The 17722-nt window shown below is 71.9% G+C and carries 15 protein-coding genes; 8 read left to right on the top strand and 7 right to left on the bottom strand.

The genetic code is table 11. The features are described 5' to 3' along the window. Positions 1–119 precede the first annotated feature (119 nt). Positions 120–1418 (top strand): M18 family aminopeptidase, encoded by a 1299-nt coding sequence (locus tag ACIQPQ_RS22690; protein ID WP_401306285.1) that lies wholly within the window; start codon positions 120–122, stop codon positions 1416–1418. A 183-nt stretch (positions 1419–1601) separates the two neighbouring features. Beyond that, the gene (locus ACIQPQ_RS22685) at positions 1602–1847 is read left to right on the top strand and encodes a DUF6458 family protein (protein WP_383769719.1); all 246 of its coding nucleotides are present in this window, start codon (positions 1602–1604) and stop codon (positions 1845–1847) included. 117 nt (positions 1848–1964) lie between these two features. On the opposite strand, the gene ACIQPQ_RS22680 is transcribed toward ACIQPQ_RS22685, so the two are convergent. Further along, the gene (locus tag ACIQPQ_RS22680; protein ID WP_401306283.1) at positions 1965–3872 is read right to left on the bottom strand and encodes an NHL domain-containing thioredoxin family protein; all 1908 of its coding nucleotides are present in this window, start codon (positions 3870–3872) and stop codon (positions 1965–1967) included. A 245-nt stretch (positions 3873–4117) separates the two neighbouring features. After that, positions 4118–5668: a recombinase family protein gene (locus ACIQPQ_RS22675; protein ID WP_401306282.1), complete on the bottom strand. Its 1551-nt coding sequence runs from the start codon at positions 5666–5668 to the stop codon at positions 4118–4120. Between the two features lie 144 nt (positions 5669–5812). Here ACIQPQ_RS22675 and ACIQPQ_RS22670 point away from each other — a divergent pair, with 144 nt between their 5' ends. Then, positions 5813–6307, top strand: coding sequence for an LURP-one-related/scramblase family protein (locus tag ACIQPQ_RS22670; RefSeq protein WP_383769727.1), 495 nt, complete (start codon positions 5813–5815; stop codon positions 6305–6307). Between the two features lie 262 nt (positions 6308–6569). Continuing rightward, the gene (locus ACIQPQ_RS22665) at positions 6570–7508 is read left to right on the top strand and encodes a UTP--glucose-1-phosphate uridylyltransferase (RefSeq protein WP_401306280.1); all 939 of its coding nucleotides are present in this window, start codon (positions 6570–6572) and stop codon (positions 7506–7508) included. Between the two features lie 94 nt (positions 7509–7602). On the opposite strand, the gene ACIQPQ_RS22660 is transcribed toward ACIQPQ_RS22665, so the two are convergent. Next, positions 7603–8400: a carbon-nitrogen family hydrolase gene (locus ACIQPQ_RS22660; protein WP_401306278.1), complete on the bottom strand. Its 798-nt coding sequence runs from the start codon at positions 8398–8400 to the stop codon at positions 7603–7605. 243 nt (positions 8401–8643) lie between these two features. On the opposite strand from ACIQPQ_RS22660, the gene ACIQPQ_RS22655 reads away from it, so the two are divergent. Then, entirely contained in the window at positions 8644–9468 is an 825-nt protein-coding gene (locus tag ACIQPQ_RS22655; protein ID WP_383769735.1) for a maleylpyruvate isomerase family mycothiol-dependent enzyme, read from the top strand. A 182-nt stretch (positions 9469–9650) separates the two neighbouring features. On the opposite strand, the gene ACIQPQ_RS22650 is transcribed toward ACIQPQ_RS22655, so the two are convergent. Further along, positions 9651–10484 carry a D-alanyl-D-alanine carboxypeptidase family protein gene (locus tag ACIQPQ_RS22650; RefSeq protein WP_401306277.1) on the bottom strand — a complete coding sequence of 278 codons (834 nt, stop codon included), beginning with the start codon at positions 10482–10484 and terminating at the stop codon, positions 9651–9653. Between the two features lie 303 nt (positions 10485–10787). Here ACIQPQ_RS22650 and ACIQPQ_RS22645 point away from each other — a divergent pair, with 303 nt between their 5' ends. Next, positions 10788–11516, top strand: a complete 729-nt coding sequence (locus ACIQPQ_RS22645) for a GntR family transcriptional regulator (protein WP_401306276.1) — start codon at positions 10788–10790, stop codon at positions 11514–11516. Next, complete coding sequence (locus ACIQPQ_RS22640; RefSeq protein WP_401306275.1) at positions 11513–12826, top strand: nitrate/nitrite transporter; 1314 nt, start codon at positions 11513–11515, stop codon at positions 12824–12826. Before ACIQPQ_RS22645 ends, ACIQPQ_RS22640 begins: the two co-directional genes overlap by 4 nt. A 225-nt stretch (positions 12827–13051) precedes the next feature. Here ACIQPQ_RS22640 and ACIQPQ_RS22635 read toward each other — a convergent pair whose 3' ends face one another. From ACIQPQ_RS22635 to pdhA, 3 genes are read right to left on the bottom strand one after another with little or no spacing between them, the layout of a single operon-like run. After that, a complete protein-coding gene (locus tag ACIQPQ_RS22635) occupies positions 13052–14557 on the bottom strand; it encodes a dihydrolipoamide acetyltransferase family protein (RefSeq protein ID WP_401306273.1) in 1506 nt (501 codons plus the stop codon). 10 nt (positions 14558–14567) lie between these two features. Continuing rightward, positions 14568–15545 carry an alpha-ketoacid dehydrogenase subunit beta gene (locus tag ACIQPQ_RS22630; RefSeq protein ID WP_401306271.1) on the bottom strand — a complete coding sequence of 326 codons (978 nt, stop codon included), beginning with the start codon at positions 15543–15545 and terminating at the stop codon, positions 14568–14570. A 1-nt stretch (position 15546) separates the two neighbouring features. Next, a complete protein-coding gene (gene pdhA, locus ACIQPQ_RS22625; RefSeq protein WP_383769752.1) occupies positions 15547–16740 on the bottom strand; it encodes a pyruvate dehydrogenase (acetyl-transferring) E1 component subunit alpha in 1194 nt (397 codons plus the stop codon). Positions 16741–17061: 321 nt separating this feature from the next. On the opposite strand from pdhA, the gene ACIQPQ_RS22620 reads away from it, so the two are divergent. Further along, the gene (locus tag ACIQPQ_RS22620) at positions 17062–17721 is read left to right on the top strand and encodes a response regulator (protein WP_401306270.1); all 660 of its coding nucleotides are present in this window, start codon (positions 17062–17064) and stop codon (positions 17719–17721) included. Position 17722: the final 1 nt, after the last annotated feature.

Raw genomic sequence — 17722 nt, 5'->3', positions numbered from 1 at the left:
AGGCCCCGGCCCGCCCCCGGTCCGCTTCGACCGGGGATGGACCGACCTCCACACCGTCCTCACGAGGGCCCGTTCCCCATCACCGGGAGCGGGCTTTCGTACGTCGTTAAGGTGAACCCATGAGCGAACCCCCCCGCTTCGACCGCGGCCACACCGACGATCTCCTGACCTTCCTCACGGCCGGCCCCACGCCCTACCACGCCGTGGCGACCACCGCCGAGCGGCTGGAGAAGGCCGGGTTCCGGCAGGTCGCCGAGACGGACGCCTGGGACGGGACGAGCGGCGGCAAGTACGTGCTGCGCGGCGGCGCGATCGTGGCCTGGTACGTCCCCGAGGGCGCCGCCCCCCACACCCCGTTCCGCATCGTCGGCGCGCACACCGACTCCCCCAACCTGCGCGTCAAGCCGCTCCCCGACACCGGCGCGCACGGCTGGCGCCAGGTCGCCGTCGAGATCTACGGCGGCCCGCTCCTCAACTCCTGGCTCGACCGCGACCTCGGCATCGCCGGACGGCTCACCCTGCGCGACGGCTCGACCCGCCTCGTCGACGTCAGCAGACCCCTGCTGCGCGTGCCGCAGCTCGCCATCCACCTGGACCGCGCCGTCAACACCGACGGCCTCAAGCTCGACAAGCAGCGGCACGTCCAGCCCGTGTGGGGCCTCGGGCACGACGTCCGCGACGGCGACCTCGTCGCCTTCCTCGCCGAGGAGTCCGGGCTCGCCGCCGACGAGGTCACCGGCTGGGACCTGATGACGCACCCCGTCGAACCGCCCGCGTACCTCGGCCGGGACGAGGAGCTGGTGGCCGGTCCGCGCATGGACAACCTGCTCTCCGTGCACGCCGGGGCCGCCGCCCTCGCCGCCGTCGCGACCGGCGGCGCCGACCTGCCGTACATCCCCGTCCTGGCCGCGTTCGACCACGAGGAGAACGGCTCCCAGTCGGACACCGGCGCCGACGGGCCCCTCCTCGGCGGCGTGCTGGAACGGTCCGTCTTCGCGCGCGGCGGCTCCTACGAGGACCGCGCCCGCGCCTTCGCCGGGACCGTCTGCCTCTCCTCCGACACCGGGCACGCTGTGCACCCCAACTACGCGGAGCGGCACGACCCCACGCACCACCCGCGCGTCAACGGCGGCCCGATCCTCAAGGTCAACGTCAACAACCGCTACGCCACGGACGGTTCGGGCCGCGCGGTGTTCGCCGCCGCCTGCGAGCGGGCGGGCGTGCCCTTCCAGTCGTTCGTCTCCAACAACTCCATGCCCTGCGGCACGACGATCGGCCCCATCACCGCGGCCCGGCACGGCATCCAGACCGTCGACATCGGGGTGGCGATCCTCTCGATGCACAGCGTGCGCGAGTTGTGCGGCGCGGACGACCCGTACCTGCTGGCCAACGCGCTGGTCGCCTTCCTGGAGGGCTGAGGGCCACGCCGCACGGCACCCGCGGGAGCGCCGGGGAGGCGCTCCGCTGACGGTCCGTCGACGGTTCCTGCGGCGGTGTCAAGGGCGCTTCGAGGCATGCGTGTTGACGCCGGGGGTACCCGGATTCCGCGACCGGCCCGACCGGACCGGACCGACGGGTACACCGGACAGAGAGGCGACACCATGGGCCTCGGCGGATGCATCATCCTCATCGCCGCGGGAGCCATCCTCACGTTTGCGACCGACTGGGACATGCAAGGGGTCAACCTCGACCTGGTCGGGGTCATCCTGATGATCGTCGGACTGATCGGTGTCACGACCTTCAGCAGCATCGCCCGTCGCCGCCGCGTGATGGTGCCCCCGGCCTCCACGGTGGTCGAGACCGACCACCAGCGCCGCGACGGCTACCGCGACGGCTACGGCGTCTGAGACGTCCCGCACAGCTGAGACACCCCGGACAGCTGAGACGTCCCGGGATGCCTCGGGCGCCCCGGACAGCCGGGACGCCCGAGGCGTCCGGCAGCGACGACGGCGGCAGCGTCGGCGTCAGCCGTCCATGCCCGCCAGCACCAGCGGCAGGCGGTCGGCGCCGTCGTCGGTGAGCACCACCGGCACGCCCCAGTCCTGCTGGTGGACGTGGCAGGCCGGATACGGGTTCGCGGGGTCGTCGTCGCAGGACGCGGCCATCGCGGAGACGTGCAGCACTCCCTCCGGCACGGCGGGGTCGAACTCCACCACCCGTGACAGCGCGGTGTCCGCCCCGCCGCCCGCGACGATCAGTCCGGGCGGGGTGGACGAGACGAGCAGCCGGGTGGAGGGCCCGTACCGGGTGTCGAGCTTCTGCCCGGACGGCGCCTGGAAGATCACGTCCAGCCGCACCCCCGCTCTCGCCACCTCGGTGGCGGCGCGGCGGGTGCGGTGCGCGACGGACGCCACCCGCACCGCCTCCTCGGGCAGCCGCAGCCGGGTCAGCCGGTGCCGCGCCGACTCCACCACCACGATGTCGTCACCGACGAGCACCGCGTCGCTCGGTTCGCGCAGATCGGTGGCGAGGGTGGTGACCTCGCCGGTCGCCGGGTCGTAGCGGCGCAGGGCGTGGTTGTAGGTGTCGGAGACGGCCACCGAGCCGTCCGGCAGCGCGGTCACCCCCAGCGGGTGCTGGAGGAGCGCCTGGTCGGCGGGGCCGTCACGGTGCCCGAAGTCGAACAGCCCGGTGCCGACGGCGGTGTGCACGGTGCCCTCCGGGTCCACCCAGCGCAGCGCCGAGGTCTCGGAGTCCGCCAGCCAGAGCCGGTCCGGGGTGGCCGCGAGGCCCGAGGGCTGCGCGAACCAGGCCTCGGCGGCGGGTCCGTCGACCAGCCCCTCGTTGGTGGTCCCGGCCGCCGCCGCGACGGTGCCGTCCGCCGGGTCGTACGTCCACAGCTGGTGGGTGCCCGCCATCGCGATCCACACCTTGCCGCCGAACAGCGCCACGTCCCACGGGGAGGACAGATCGACCTCGCGGGCCGGACCGGCGGTGGGCGACCCCTGCCACCACTGCTTCCCGGTGCCCGCGAGGGTCGTCACCTCACCGGTGGCCAGGTCCAGGCGGCGCAACGCGTGATTGACCGTGTCCGCGACGACCACGGCGGCGCCCCCCGAGCCGCCGGAGCCACCCGAGTCGCCGGAGCCGTCCGAGCCCCCCGAGCCGCCGGAGCCCTCCAGCAGCGCGAGCCCCTGCGGTTCGTTGAACGCGGCGGCCGTCCCCGTCCCGTCGGTGAAGCCGCGCAGCCCCGACCCGAACCGGCGCAGCACGGTCTCCCCGTCCGCCGCCAGCTCGACCAGCTGATGCCGGGTCGTGTCGCTGACCAGGAGGTTCCCCGAGGGCAGCAGCAGTGCCTTGCCGGGGAAGCGCAGCGCGGTCGGCTCCGGTTCGGGCGCCACGTACGGCCCGTCGCCGCGCCGCAGGGTGCCCTTCGCGCCGTGCTCCGCCTCCAGCTCGGCCACCAGCCGCTCGATGGCGTGCACATGCCCCTCACCGGCGTGCTGCGCGACCACGTACCCCTCGGGGTCGATCACGACCAGCGTCGGCCAGGCCCGCACCGCGTACTGCTTCCAGGTGACCAGCTCGGGGTCGTCGAGCACCGGGTGCTCCACCCCGTACCGCTCGACGGCGTCGACGACCGCCCGGTGCTCGGCCTCGTGCACGAACTTCGGCGAGTGCACCCCGACGACGACCACCGTGTCCCGGTGCTTCTCCTCCAGCTCGCGCAGCTCGTCCAGGACGTGCAGGCAGTTGACGCAGCAGAAGGTCCAGAAGTCCACAACAACGCACTTACCTCGCAGGTCGGCGAGGGTCAGCTCTTCGCCTCCGGTATTGAGCCAGCCGCCCTTGCCGATCAGCTCGGGGGCGCGGACACGGGCACGGCGGCGGGGCGCAGGACCAGGGGTGGGCTCCGGGACGGCATCGTTCATCCGTCAAGCTTGCCATCCGCGCGTGAACGCAGAATCACGGCCGTACGAAGCGGCTGCTCAGGGCATACGCTCCACCACGGCGACCTCAGAGAACTCCCGGAGGACAGGTAATCGGGCAGCGCCCGGCGGTCGCGAATCGCCCTGAGGAGCGCCTCGACGTATGCGCGCGTCTGGAAAGGGGATGTTGCGTGCTGTGGCGATCAGGTCGGCCGCCTGTCCGCTGTCGGTGGGCGTCTACCGGGTGCTCAGACAGCGGGGTCGGTGCCGACCGGCTTCGCCCAATGGATCTGGACGCGTTGCTCGGGGATGATCCGCTGACCGCGCACCCCCTTGCTCACCTCGACCCGGTCTATGGCGAGTGACAACCGTTCGCGCCGGTCTTCGTTCGTCGCGACCGTCCACGCCTCGCGCAGGGTGACGCCGTCGAGCATCGAAGACACGTCCACGGACGGCACGGGGAGCCTCTGGAGCTCGCCACGAAGGCCGTCGAGGCGTCCCCTCAGTCGTCCTGAAAGCCGGTTGTAGCGCTCCACGGCTGCGGCACCGCTGAACTCACCACGCAGGTAGCGCGCATCCTCCAGATCAGCCAAGCGGGCTTCCTCGTCCTGGATTTCGGCCGTGAGCGCATCACGTTTCGCAAAGGTCTCCGGGTCCACACGATGCACCCAGCGATCTGCGATCGCGACAAGCAGCGGGTCGTCCGGTCCGAGCGCCGGGAGCTTGGTGAGGAATTGTTCCGTCACGTACTGGTCCACCGCCTCAGCCAACGCTGACGCTCCGATGCACTGGTTGCCCGCGCGGCGAGCCATGCACTGATAGCTCCCGCCCACACGGTGCATGCGGCGACCACAGCCCGGAACCGCGCAGAAGACGAGCCTCGTGAGCAGAGCCGTCCCCTCGGGCTTCGGCCGCCGCTTTCCTGCGTGCACGAACGTTCTGGACTCCAGCGTGCGGATGATCTGTTCACGCTCTCCTACCGTGATGATCCCCTCGCCGATCTCGACGGTGTCCCGCGTCTCGGGATCGCGGTACGGGAAGACCCTGCCGGTGTACTTCCGCTCGCCGCCATCCGTCACGACGCTCTCGGTCTCCGGCATCAGGCCGGCGAACGCAGGGGAGCGCAGGAGTTGCGTGATGCTGGCCGCGTTCCACTGCCCGCCCCTCGGCGAGAGGATCTCGTACTCGTTGAGGAGACGGGCGATCTTGACCAACGATGTCCCGGCGAGTGCTTCATCCGCGATCAGGCGAGCGTAGACGGCATGCTCCTGGTCGTGGACCAGTCTCTTGGTCTGCCCGTCGATGAGCAGTCCGTACGGGGGCTGTCCGCCGATCCACTGCCCCCTGCTGCGGAGGTAGCGCTTCGCATGACCGACACGCGTACCAAGGTTCTTCGACTCGGACCGGGCGAGCTCAGCCAGCATCGCGACGACCATGCGCGCCGAGTCGTTCGAAGTATCGAGACCGTCCAGGACTGAGACGAGACGGCCGCCGGCCTTCTCGATGCCGTCCAGCACCTTGCCCACCTGGCCGATGCCCTTGCGGGACAGGCGGTCCAGTTTCCAGACGATCAGCGTGCCGACGACACCCGCCGTCACAGCCGCCAACGCGGCGTCGAAGCCCTTGCGCTCAACGGTCTTGTAGCCGGAGCGCCCTCTGTCCATGTGGACCTTGCGGACGGTCAGTCCGTTGCGTTCGGCCCAGGCACGGCAGTCGGCTTCCTGCCGTTCGATTGCGGTCTTGCCGTCCCTGTCGAGGGACAGGCGAAGATAGAGATCACAGATCGTGTCTTGGTGCACCCACTCAGTGTGGCAACGGCAAGCTTGCCACCGCCGGACGGATGCCGTCCGGCCTGTGGATATCCGCCTGTGGATATCCGCCGGTAGACCCCCGACGGCCTACGGTCTGCGTCCCCGGGCGGTCGCCGGGGAAGCCGTCACCGTATGAGATTCCTCGTGCGCGACCGCATTCTCGGCTTCGGCGACGACTACTGGATCGAGGACGACCGGGGCAACAAGGTCTACCTCGTCGACGGCAAGGCGATCCGGCTCCGGGACACCTTCGAGCTGAAGGACACCCGTGGGCGGGTCCTGATCGACATCCACCAGAAGATGTTCGCGCTGCGCGACACCATGGTGATCGAGCGGGACGGCGAACCGCTGGCGACGATCCGCCGCAAGCGGCTGTCCTTGCTGCGCAACCACTACCGCGTCTCGCTCGCGGACGGCCGCACCGAGCTGGACGTCAGCGGCAAGATCCTCGACCGCGAGTTCGCCGTGGAGTACGACGGCGAACTCCTCGCCGTCATCTCCCGCCGCTGGCTCAGCATCCGCGAGACCTACGGCGTCGACGTCGTCCGCGACGACGCGGACCCGGCGCTGCTGATCGCGGTCGCGGTCTGCGTGATCCACCTGGCGGAGAAGGACCGGGAGGACTGACCGGAAGGACTGGCCGGGAGGACCGACCCCGGCGGCCGGCGCCGAGCCGCACGGACACCGGCCGCAACGACAACAGCCGTACGTAGCAACAGCCGTGCGTACCGGCAACCGCCGTACGGAAGACCACCGTACGGATCACCACCGTACGGACAACAGCCGTACGGATCACAGTCGTGGAGATCGCCCCGGAGCGCCGTCTCCCGTTGGTAGCGTCGGGCGTGCCGTGCCGGTCGGTGCGGCAGCCCGGCGACCGAGGAGCCCGATGCCCCCTACGATCCGCAGGGCCGTGATCCCCGCCGCGGGACTCGGCTCCCGTCTGCTGCCCCTCACCAAGGCGATCCCCAAGGAGATGCTGCCGGTCGGCGACAAGCCGGTCATCGAGCACACCGTGCGGGAGCTGGTGGACTCCGGCATCACCGACATCACCATCGTCGTCTCGGGCGGCAAGTCGCTGATCCAGGAGCACTTCCGGGCCAGCCCCGCCCTGGTCGCGCAACTGCGGGCCGACGGCAAGGACGGGTACGCGGACGCGGTGGAGGAGGTCGCCGAGCTGGCCCGCCGGGGCCACATCACCTACCTCGACCAGCACGGCCCGTACGGCAACGGCACGCCCGTGCTCAACGCCGCCCGCAGCTTCGGCGACGAGCCGGTCCTCGTGCTGTGGCCCGACGACGTGTTCGTGGCGGAGGTGCCGCGCGCCCAGCAGTTGATCCGCGCCCACGAGCAGACCGGCTGCCCGGTGCTGGCGCTGCTGCCCATCGACCGTACGGAGGCGCACCGTTACGGCGTGCCGGTCGTCAAGGAGGACCTGGGCGGGGGCCAGTTGCGCATCACCGGTCTGACGGAGAAGCCGCGCCCCGCGGACGCCCCGTCGGAGTACGCGGCCATCGGCGGCTACGTCATCACGCCGGGGATCGTGGAGGAGCTGCGGGAGCAGACCCGCCGCTGGTACGAGGCCCGCGAGGCGGGGCGGCCGGTCGGCGAGATCTATCTGACGGACGCGATCAACGCGTACGCCAAGGACCGCGCCGTCTACGGGCAGGTCATCCGCGGTACCTGGTACGACACGGGCAACCCGACCGACTACCTGGTGGCGCAGATGGCGCACGCCCTGTCCCAGCCGGAGTACGGCACCGTCCTGCGGGACCTCGTCGACCGCCTGGGCCGCCCCGCCGCCGAGGAGCCGGGCACCGCCGCCTGAGCCGCCCGAGCCGCCCCGGCCGTCCTGGCCCGCCCAGCCGTCCTGGCCGCCCGCACCGGCCCGGACGACATCCGGCCCGCCCGGCCCCGCCGGGTCAGCGGCGCGGCGTCGTGAGCCCCGGCACCCGGTCCTTGAGCGCCGGGAACTCCTCGCGGACCGCCGGGACGCGGGCCGGGTCGAACTCGACGGTGAGGACCTGCTCGCCGGGGCCTGCCTGGGCGAGGACCTCGCCCCAGGGGTCGACGACGATCGAGTGACCGGCCTGCGCGACCCCGGCGTGCGTCCCGGCCGTCGCGCAGGCGAGGACGAACGCCTGGTTCTCGACCGCGCGCGCCTGCGCCAGCAGCGTCCAGTGCGCGCGGCGCCGCTCCGGCCAGCCCGCGCAGAGGACGAGGGTCTCGGCGCCCGCGTCGACGAGGCCGCGGAAGAGTTCGGGGAAGCGCAGGTCGTAGCAGGTGGCGAGGCCGAGGACGGTGCCGGGCAGGGGGACCGTCACGAGGTCGGTGCCCGCGCTCATCAGCACGGCCTCGCCCTGGTCGAAGCCGAAGCGGTGGATCTTGCGGTAGGCGGCGGCCGGTTCCCCGTCGGGGGAGAAGACGAGCGAGGTGTTGTAGAGGGGGCCGTCCGGGTCGCGCTCGGGGATCGAGCCCGCGTGCAGCCAGACGCGCGCGTCCCGCGCGGCCGCGGCCATCGCCTCGTACGTCGGCCCCTCCAGCGGTTCCGCCTCGGTGGCGAACGACTCGTAGGCGAAGGCGCCCGTCGTCCACAGCTCGGGGAGGACGACGAGATCGGCCGTCCCGGCCTGCTCCCGCACGAGCGCGGCCACCCGCGCGCGGCGCGATTCGACCGATTCGCCCTCGTCTACGGCGATCTGGAGGAGAGAGGCGCGCACACTACCACCGTCCTGGCATTCGAGCCGTCCACACGGGCCTACGATCGTCACACGAAAGCACTGCCGGGGTGCCTGGCATCAGCGTAACTTGGGGGCTCCCCCGCTCGGACGCCGCCGGGCCCCGGGGAACCCCAAGACAGCCGCCGACCGCCGCCGACACCCGCCGACAGCCGCGCCTCCCGCTGGCAACGCCGCCACGACCTGCCCGAGTACCGAGTTACGACCGCCGAGGGGTCCCGTTCCGTGAGTCTGCATCCCACTCTCCAGCCCTACGCCGACGCCTGGACCCACTCCATCGAGGCCATATCTGGGCTGGTGCAGCCGCTGGTGGAGGCGGACTGGAACCGGCGGACGCCGTGCCCCGGCTGGTCGGTGCGCGATCTGGTCTCGCACGTCATCGGGCTGGACAGCGAGATGTACGGCGACCCGCGGCCCATCCACACCCTGCCGCGCGACCTGTTCCACGTCACCAACGACTTCCAGCGGTACATGGAGATGCAGGTCGACGTCCGCCGTCACCACACCTCGCCGGAGATGACCTCCGAGCTGGAACTCATGATCATCCGCCGTAACCGGCAGCTGCGGAACGAGAACCGGCAGCCCGGCCAGGCGGTCCGCGGCCCGCTCGGCACCGAGCTGACGCTGGAGGAGTCGATGCGCGGCCACGCGTTCAACGTGTGGGTGCACGAGCAGGACCTGCGCGCCGCCCTCGGCGTCCCCGGCAACCTCGACTCCCCCGGCGCGCACATCGCCCGCGACGTGCTGCTGGAGGAGCTGCCCGCCGTCGTCGCGGAGAAGGCGGACGCGCCGCGCAGCTCCGCGATCGTCTTCGACGTGCACGGGCCGGTGGAGTTCCTGCGTACCGTCCGGGTCGACATCCAGGGCCGCGGCACCGTCGAGACGGCCCCCGCGCTCGGGCCCGCCGCCGCCTTCTCCCTCGACTGGGAGACGTACGTCCGGCTCGCCTGCGGGCGGGTGACGGCGGACGCGGTCGCGGACCGGGTGAAGGCGGAGGGCGAACCGGAGCTGACGGCGGCGGTCCTGCGCCACTTCGCGGTGACGCGGTAGGCGCCACCCGGGCCGCGCGGAACCGGGGCCCGCGGCGGCCCGACGGGAACGGCGAGGCGAGCGACGACAACGGGAAGGGCCCGTCGTGAGTGACACGACGGGCCCTTCCCGTTCGTCCGCCCGACCGCGGTCCGCGGACCGCGCGCGGCCCTGAGCCGACGTCGGCCGGCCCGGAGTCCGCGTCAGATGCGGGAGTAGCCGTACTTGATGAGCTTCTGCACGTCCGTGGTGCGCTGGGCGGCCGACGGGGCGGTCATCACCGCGCCGACGATCGACTTGCGGCCGGACGTGGCCGCGAAGACCAGGCAGTACTTGGCCTCGGTGCCGGAGCCGGTCTTGACGCCGAGCGTGCCGTTCCAGCCGAGCAGCGTGTTCGTGTTGACCCAGGCCGCCATCTTCCGCTTCGCGCCGGTCTTGGTGACCGTCGTCGCGGTGTACGACTTGGCCTTGACGACCGCGCGGAACGTGGAGTTCTTCATCGCGCTGCGGGCGAGCAGCGTGAGGTCGCGCGGGGTGGAGGCGTTGGCGCCGCGGCTGATCCCGTCGAACGAGTCGAAGCGGGTGTTCTTCATGCCGAGCGACTTCGCCGTGCTGTTCATCTTGCCGATGAACGACTTCACGCGCGCGGCGCGCGTGGAGCCGCTGCCGAACTTGTCGGCGAGCGCGTAGGCGGCGTCGCAGCCCGACGGCAGCATCAGCCCGTAGAGCAGCTGACGGACGGTCACCTTGTCGCCCACGATGAGCTTGGCGTTGGAGGCGTAGTTGTTGGCGACGATGTAGTCGCTGTAGGCCTTCTGGATCGTCACCTTCGAGTCAAGGTTCAGACCCGGCTGGGCCAGCACCACCCGCGCGGTCATGATCTTGGTGGTGGAGGCGGTCAGCCGCTTGGTGTCGGGCGACTTGGAGTAGAGCGTCTTGCCGTTGGCGCTGTTCATCACGAACCCGCCCTTGGCGGTGATCGAGGGTGCGGCCACGGCCTGGGCGGGTGCCGCGGTGAGGGCGCCCGTGGCGAGCATCGCACCGGTCGTGAGAACGACGGCGACGGCCCTGCGACGACGGATGCCCTGATTGGCGGTTATCACTGGAATACCCCGATTTGAAGTCGAATGCCCCTGCGGTGCGGCCGAGTTGGGTGGCGAAGCTGAGCGGGCCGCATGTGTGAGACACGTAAGTAGCACAGATGGTTGCGCTCCCGCAGGGCCGAGTCGGGACTCCGGCCGGTACCGGACACCGCCGGGCGGGCGGCCCGAACCACCGCCGCCGTCCCGGATGCTGGACCCGCACTCCCCTTGCGTACGTGTTGTATCTAAGCTGTCGGCATGCCGTCAGCGCCCTCCCTGTCGTCGTCCCGGTCGTCCTCCCCGGCGTCTTCCCCCACCCCCTCCCCGCACTCCCCGCAGCCCGCTCCCGGCAAGCAGCCCCCGGCCGCCGAACGCGTCTACGCCCACGTCAAAGAGGGTGTCCTGGACCGCCGTTACGAAGGCGGTCTGCTCCTCACCGAGGGTGAGCTGGCCGAGGCCGTCGGGGTCTCCCGGACCCCGGTGCGCGAGGCGCTGCTGCGGCTGGAGGCGGAGGGGCTGATCAAGCTCTACCCGAAGAAGGGCGCGCTGGTCCTGCCGGTCTCCGCGCAGGAGATCAAGGACGTCGTCGAGACCCGGCTGCTGGTCGAGGAACACGCGGCGCGCAAGGCCGTGCCCGCGCCCCCCGGACTCGTCGCGCGCCTGGAGGAACTCCTCGCGCGCCAGCGGGAGCAGGCCGCCGCGGGCGACTTCGCCGGGGCCGCCGTCACCGACCGCTGCTTCCACGCCGAGATCGTCCGCAGCGGCGGCAACGAGATCCTGTCGCGCCTCTACGACCAGCTGCGCGACCGGCAGTTGCGGATGGGCGTCGCCGTGATGCACTCCCACCCCGACCGCATCGCCAAGACCCTCAGCGAGCACGGCGAGATCCTCGACGCGCTGCGCTCCGGGGACGCCGAACGGGCCGTCGCCGTGGTCCGCGGACACGTCGGCTGGTTCTCGCACCTCGCGCGCGGGGAGGTCCGGTGAGCGCGGGCGGAGCCGCCGCCAGGCTCACCCTGCCGGGTGACCCGCCGGGCGGACGGCGCGCGACAGCCGTCTGGGGGATCGGCGTCTCCGTCTACTTCGTCGCCGTCATCTTCCGTACGTCGCTGGGGGTGGCCGGGCTCGACGCCGCCGACCGCTTCGACGTCAACGCCTCGGCGCTGTCCACCTTCTCCATCCTCCAGCTGCTGGTCTACGCGGGCATGCAGATACCCGTCGGCCTGCTGGTCGACCGGCTCGGCACCAAGCGGGTGCTGACCATCGGCGTCGTCCTGTTCACCGCCGGACAGCTCGGCTTCGCCTTCTCCCCGACGTACGGCACCGCGCTCGCCTCGCGCGCGCTGCTCGGCTGCGGCGACGCCATGACGTTCATCAGCGTGCTGCGGCTCGGCACCCGCTGGTTCCCCGCCCGGCGCGGGCCGCTGGTCGCCCAGCTCGCGGGCCTGGTGGGCATGGCGGGCAACCTCGTCTCCACCCTCGTCCTCGCCCGGCTGCTGCACGGCGTCGGCTGGACGGCCGCGTTCGCGGGCAGCGCGCTCGCCGGGGTCGTCGTCCTCGTCCTGATGCTGCTGTTCCTCAAGGACCACCCCGAGGGCCACGAGCCCGAACCGTTCCCGCACCGGGGCGCCGCCTACGTCCGCCGTCAGATCGCCGCGTCCTGGCGCGAACCCGGCACCCGGCTCGGACTGTGGGTGCACTTCACGACCCAGTTCCCGGCGATGGTGTTCCTGCTGCTGTGGGGCCTGCCGTTCCTCGTCGAGGCGCAGGGCCTGGACCGCGGCACGGCGGGCGGGCTGCTGACCCTGGTCGTCCTGTCCAACATGGCCGTCGGCCTCGTCTACGGCCAGGTCGTCGCCCGGCACCACGGGGCGCGGCTGCCGCTGACCCTCGGCACCGTCGGGACGACGGCCGTGCTGTGGGCGACGACGCTGGCCTGGCCCGGCGCCCACGCCCCGATGTGGCTGCTCGTCACCCTGTGCGCGGTGCTCGGGGCGTGCGGGCCCGCGTCGATGATCGGCTTCGACTTCGCGCGGCCCGCGAACCCGCCCGAACGGCAGGGCACCGCGTCCGGGATCACCAACATGGGCGGCTTCGTCGCCTCGATGACGACCCTCTTCGCGATCGGCGTCCTGCTGGACGCCACCGGCGACGACTACCGGATCGCCTTCTCGTCGGTGTTCGTCCTCCAGGCGTTCGGCGTGAGCCAGATCCTGCGGCTGCGCGGGCAGGCGGCCCGCCGGGAACGGGAACGGCTGGTCGCGAGCAGGGTGTCGTCGGTGCACGTGCCGGTGTAGGGCGGGGCGGGGGCGCATACCGGAGGGCGGGGGCCCTGGGAGCCGGTCCGACCGCGCGGACAGGGGCCGGCCGGCCACCGGGACACGGCCCGGACCGCCCGAAGATGCCGCTGCTCCCGGGGACGGGTCTCCCCGGGAGCGCACGGTGTGGGCGGTCGGGCCCAAATAGTCAGGCCCAGGTGATCAGGCCCGACTGGTCAGGCCCAGGTGTCCAGGCCCAACCGGTCAGGCCCAGGTGATCAGCCGCTTGGGCTGTTCCAGGACGGCCGCCGTGTCGGCGAGGACTCTGGAGCCCAGTTCGCCGTCGACCAGGCGGTGGTCGAAGCTGAGCGCCAGGGTGGTGACCTGACGCGGCTTCACCTTGCCCTTGTGGACCCAGGGCTGGAGCTTGATCGCCCCGACCGCGAGGATCGCGGCCTCGCCCGGGTTGAGGATCGGCGTGCCGGTGTCGACGCCGAAGACACCGACGTTGGTGATGGTCACCGTGCCGCCCTGCATGGCCGCCGGGGAGGTGCGGCCCTCGCGCGCGGTGGCCACCAGCTCTCCGAGCGCCTCGGCGAGCTGGGGCAGCGTCTTGTCGTGCGCGTCCTTGATGTTCGGCACGATCAGCCCGCGCGGGGTGGCCGCGGCGATGCCCAGGTTGACGTAGTGCTTGCGCACGATCTCCTGGTTCGCCTCGTCCCAGGACGCGTTGACGTCCGGGTTGCGCCTGATGGCGACGAGGAGGGCCTTGGCGATCAGCAGGAGCGGGTTGACCCGCAGACCCTGGAGGTCCTTGTCCTGCTTCAGCTCCTCGACGAGCTTCATCGTGCGCGTGACGTCGACCGTCACGAACTCGGTGACGTGCGGCGCGGTGAACGCCGAGCCCACCATCGCCTGCGCGGTCGCCTTGCGGACCCCCTTGACGGGGATACGCGTCTCGCGCGCGCCGTCGAACCCGACGGCGGCGGCCGGGGCCACCGGGGCGGGCGCCACGGCGGGGGCCGGTGCGGCGGCGGGGACCGTCGCGGGCGCGGGCACGGCCGCGGGGGCCGCCGCGGCGTGGACGTCCTCGCGGGTGATGATCCCGTCCGGGCCGGACGGGACCACCGCGGCGAGGTCGACGCCGAGGTCCTTGGCCAGCTTCCGCACGGGCGGCTTGGCCAGCGGACGGGACCGGTCGGCGGGGGTCGCGGGCGCGGCGGGCGCCGCCGGTGCGGTGGCGGCCGGTGCAGCCGGGGCGGCTGCGGGCGCGGGCGGGGCCGCGTGGCCGTTCAGCTCCGCCTGGACGGCCGCGGCGACCGCCGCCGTCTCCTGGGACGGGCCACCGGTGCTCTTGCGCGGGCGGCGCTTGGTGGAGGAGGCGGCCACGCCGTACCCGACGAGGACCGGCTGGCGGCCGGAGCCCGCGGGCTTCTCCTCCTCGGCGGCGGGCGCGGCCTGCGGCGCCTCCGCGGCGGGGGCGGCCTCCGCGGGTGCCGGGGCGGCCCCGCCGGAGACGTCGACCGCGATGATCGACACCCCGACGTCGACCGTGGTGCCCTCGGGGAAACGCAGCTCGCGGACCACGCCGTCGTAGGGGATGGGGAGTTCGACGGCGGCCTTGGCCGTCTCGACCTCGCACACCACCTGGCCGTCGGTGACCGTGTCACCGGGCTGCACGTACCACTTGAGGATCTCGGCCTCGGTGAGCCCCTCGCCCACGTCCGGCATCTTGAACTCGCGTACGGACGCTTCCGTCATCGTCGTCACGGCCCTCTCCTCAGTACGCCAGGGCACGGTCGACGGTGTCGAGCACCCGGTCCAGACCCGGCAGGTACTCCTCCTCCAGACGCGCCGGCGGGTACGGGGCGTGGTAGCCGCCGACCCGGAGCACCGGGGCCTCCAGGTGGTAGAAGCAGCGCTCCGTGATCCGGGCGGCGATCTCCGCGCCCGAGCCGAAGAACACCGGCGCCTCGTGGACCACGACGAGACGGCGGGTCTTCTCCACGGAGGCCTGGACGGAGTCGAAGTCGAGCGGGGAGACCGAGCGCAGGTCGACGACCTCCAGGCTCTTGCCCTCCTCGGCGGCCGCGGCGGCGACCTCCTGGCAGAGCTTCACCATCGGGCCGTACGCGACGAGGGTCAGGTCGGTGCCCTCGCGGACGACGCGCGCCTTGTGCAGCGGGCCGGGGATGGCCTCGGGGTCGACCTCGGCCTTGTCCCAGTAGCGCCGCTTGGGCTCGAAGAAGATCACCGGGTCGTCGCTCTGGATGGCCTGCTGCATCATCCAGTAGGCGTCGTCCGCGGTGGACGGGGACACCACCTTGAGGCCGGAGACGTGCGCGAAGAGCGACTCGGGGGACTCCGAGTGGTGCTCGACCGCGCCGATGCCGCCGCCGTAGGGGATGCGCACGACGACCGGCAGCTTGACCTTGCCGAGGGAGCGGGCGTGCATCTTGGCGAGCTGGGTGACGATCTGGTCGTAGGCCGGGAAGACGAAGCCGTCGAACTGGATCTCCACCACCGGGCGGTAGCCGCGCAGGGCGAGGCCGATCGCGGTGCCGACGATGCCGGACTCGGCGAGCGGGGTGTCGATGACACGGGACTCGCCGAAGTCCTTCTGGAGGCCGTCGGTCACCCGGAACACACCGCCGAGCTTGCCGACGTCCTCGCCCATGACGAGGACCTTCGGGTCGGACTCCAGGGCCTTGCGCAGCGACTCGTTGATCGCCTTGGCCAGGGCCATCTTCTCCGCCATGTCAGTTACCCCCCTCGGGAGCGTCCGCGAACGACGCCTGGTAGGCGGCGAACTGGGCGCGCTCCTCGTCGACGAGCGCGTGCCCGTCCGCGTACACGTTCTCGAAGATGGCGAAGTGGTCCGGGTCGGGCATGGCGCGGACCGCTTCGCGCACTCGTCTGCCCAACGCCTCGCTCTCCGTCTCCAGTTCCGCGAAGAATCCCTCGTCCGTGTGGTTTGACGTCTCCAGGTGGCGGCGCAGGCGCAGGATCGGGTCCTTCGCCTCCCAGGCCACGCGCTCCTCGTCGTGCCGGTAGCGGCTCGGGTCGTCGGACGTGGTGTGGGCGCCCATCCGGTACGTGTACGCCTCGACGAGGGTGGGGCCCTCGCCCCGGCGGGCCCGCTCCAGCGCCCACTTGGTCACCGCGAGGCAGGCCAGGACGTCGTTGCCGTCGACGCGGACGCCGGGGAAGCCGTAGCCCTGCGCGCGCTGGTAGAGCGGGACGCGGGTCTGCTTCTCGGTGGGCTCGGAGATCGCCCACTGGTTGTTCTGGCAGAAGAAGACGACCGGCGCGTTGTACACCGCGGAGAAGGTGAACGACTCGGCCACGTCGCCCTGGCTGGAGGCGCCGTCGCCGAAGTAGGCGATCACCGCGCTGTCGGCGCCGTCCTTGGCGACGCCCATGGCGTAGCCGGTGGCGTGCAGCGTCTGCGAGCCGATGACGATCGTGTAGAGGTGGAAGTTGTTGCCGTTGGGGTCCCAGCCGCCGTTGTTGACGCCCCGGAACATGCCCAGCAGGTTGGTCGGGTCGACCCCGCGGCACCAGGCGACGCCGTGCTCGCGGTAGGTCGGGAAGACGTAGTCGTCGTCGCGCAGCGCGCGGCCGGAGCCGATCTGGGCGGCCTCCTGGCCGAGCAGCGAGGCCCACAGGCCCAGCTCGCCCTGGCGCTGGAGCGAGGTGGCCTCGGCGTCGAAGCGGCGGGTGAGCACCATGTCGCGGTAGAGGGCGCGCAGCGCCTCGGGGGTGATGTCGGCGACGTACGGGTCGAACTCGGCGTCCTTGACCCGCTTGCCCTCGGGCGTCAGCAGCTGCACGAGCTGCGTCTCGTCGCCCTTCGCGGCGGGCTTGCGGGTGGTGCGCCCGGTGCCGGTGGCGCCGGCCTTGCTCCCGGCGCTGCGTCGCGGCTTGCGCGCGGCAGTGCTCTCCACGGTCACGTGTGCTCCTCCGTCGGTCCGGCCCCCGGGGTTGCCGGGTAACCAGTGCGGCTCACCTGCTCCGGCACCCGCGCACGGGGTGGGTGCCACTCGGCCGGAGACAGGCGTGACAGGTGCCCCGGCGAGCGCCTGCAAGTTTCACGTTACCCAGTACGCCACATATCTGTGAAACCCCACCTGACCTGCGTTTTTGCTTGGATTTCCAAGTAAATCGGCAAAGTCGGGAAGGACCCTGGTCACAGCCTTGCAGGAGGCCGGAGCTACGGCACGTTATCCCGCCCACCCAGGTCTCGGGAAGGGTTCGTGTGTGAGACTGCGTTCGTGCGCGAAACCGGAAAAATCAGGGTATTTCTTCTGGACGACCATGAGGTGGTCCGGCGCGGGGTGCACGAGCTGCTCTCCCTGGAGGACGACATCGAGGTCGTCGGAGAGGCCGGTACGGCCGCCGAGGCACTGGCCCGGCTGCCCGCCGCCCACCCCGACGTCGCGGTCCTGGACGTGCGCCTGCCGGACGGCAGCGGTGTCGAGGTCTGCCGGGAGGTCCGCGCGCTGGACGAGCGCGTCCGCTGCCTGATGCTCACCTCGTACGCCGACGACGAGGCCCTTTTCGACGCCATCGTGGCGGGCGCCTCGGGGTACGTCCTGAAGGCCATCCGCGGCGACGCCCTGCTGACGGCCGTACGGGACGTGGCGGCCGGGCGGTCCCTGCTGGACCCGGTGGCCACCGCGCGCGTGCTGGAACGCCTGCGCGGCGGCGGCCCGCGCCCCGACGAGCGCCTCGCCCGCCTCAGCGAGCAGGAGCGCCGCATCCTCGACCTGATCGGCGAGGGCCTCACCAACCGGCAGATCGGCGCCGAACTCCACCTCGCCGAGAAGACGATCAAGAACTACGTCTCCGGGCTGCTCGCCAAGCTGGACATGCAGCGGCGCTCCCAGGCGGCGGCGTACGTCGCGCGCGTGCAGGCCGCGGGCGGCCACTGAA

The organism is Streptomyces sp. NPDC091281, assembly GCF_044757425.1.
Lineage (GTDB): Bacteria > Actinomycetota > Actinomycetes > Streptomycetales > Streptomycetaceae > Streptomyces.
Note: the sequence above shows the minus strand (reverse complement) of the source record. Positions and strands in the feature narration are given on the sequence as shown.

Coding starts and splice junctions, on each gene's coding strand:
- ACIQPQ_RS22690 (WP_401306285.1), top strand. CDS start 120: ATGAGCGAACCCCCCCGCTTCGACCGCGGCCACACCGACGATCTCCTG.
- ACIQPQ_RS22685 (WP_383769719.1), top strand. CDS start 1,602: ATGGGCCTCGGCGGATGCATCATCCTCATCGCCGCGGGAGCCATCCTC.
- ACIQPQ_RS22680 (WP_401306283.1), bottom strand. CDS start 3,872: ATGAACGATGCCGTCCCGGAGCCCACCCCTGGTCCTGCGCCCCGCCGC.
- ACIQPQ_RS22670 (WP_383769727.1), top strand. CDS start 5,813: ATGAGATTCCTCGTGCGCGACCGCATTCTCGGCTTCGGCGACGACTAC.
- ACIQPQ_RS22665 (WP_401306280.1), top strand. CDS start 6,570: ATGCCCCCTACGATCCGCAGGGCCGTGATCCCCGCCGCGGGACTCGGC.
- ACIQPQ_RS22650 (WP_401306277.1), bottom strand. CDS start 10,484: ATGCTCGCCACGGGCGCCCTCACCGCGGCACCCGCCCAGGCCGTGGCC.
- ACIQPQ_RS22645 (WP_401306276.1), top strand. CDS start 10,788: ATGCCGTCAGCGCCCTCCCTGTCGTCGTCCCGGTCGTCCTCCCCGGCG.
- ACIQPQ_RS22630 (WP_401306271.1), bottom strand. CDS start 15,545: ATGGCGGAGAAGATGGCCCTGGCCAAGGCGATCAACGAGTCGCTGCGC.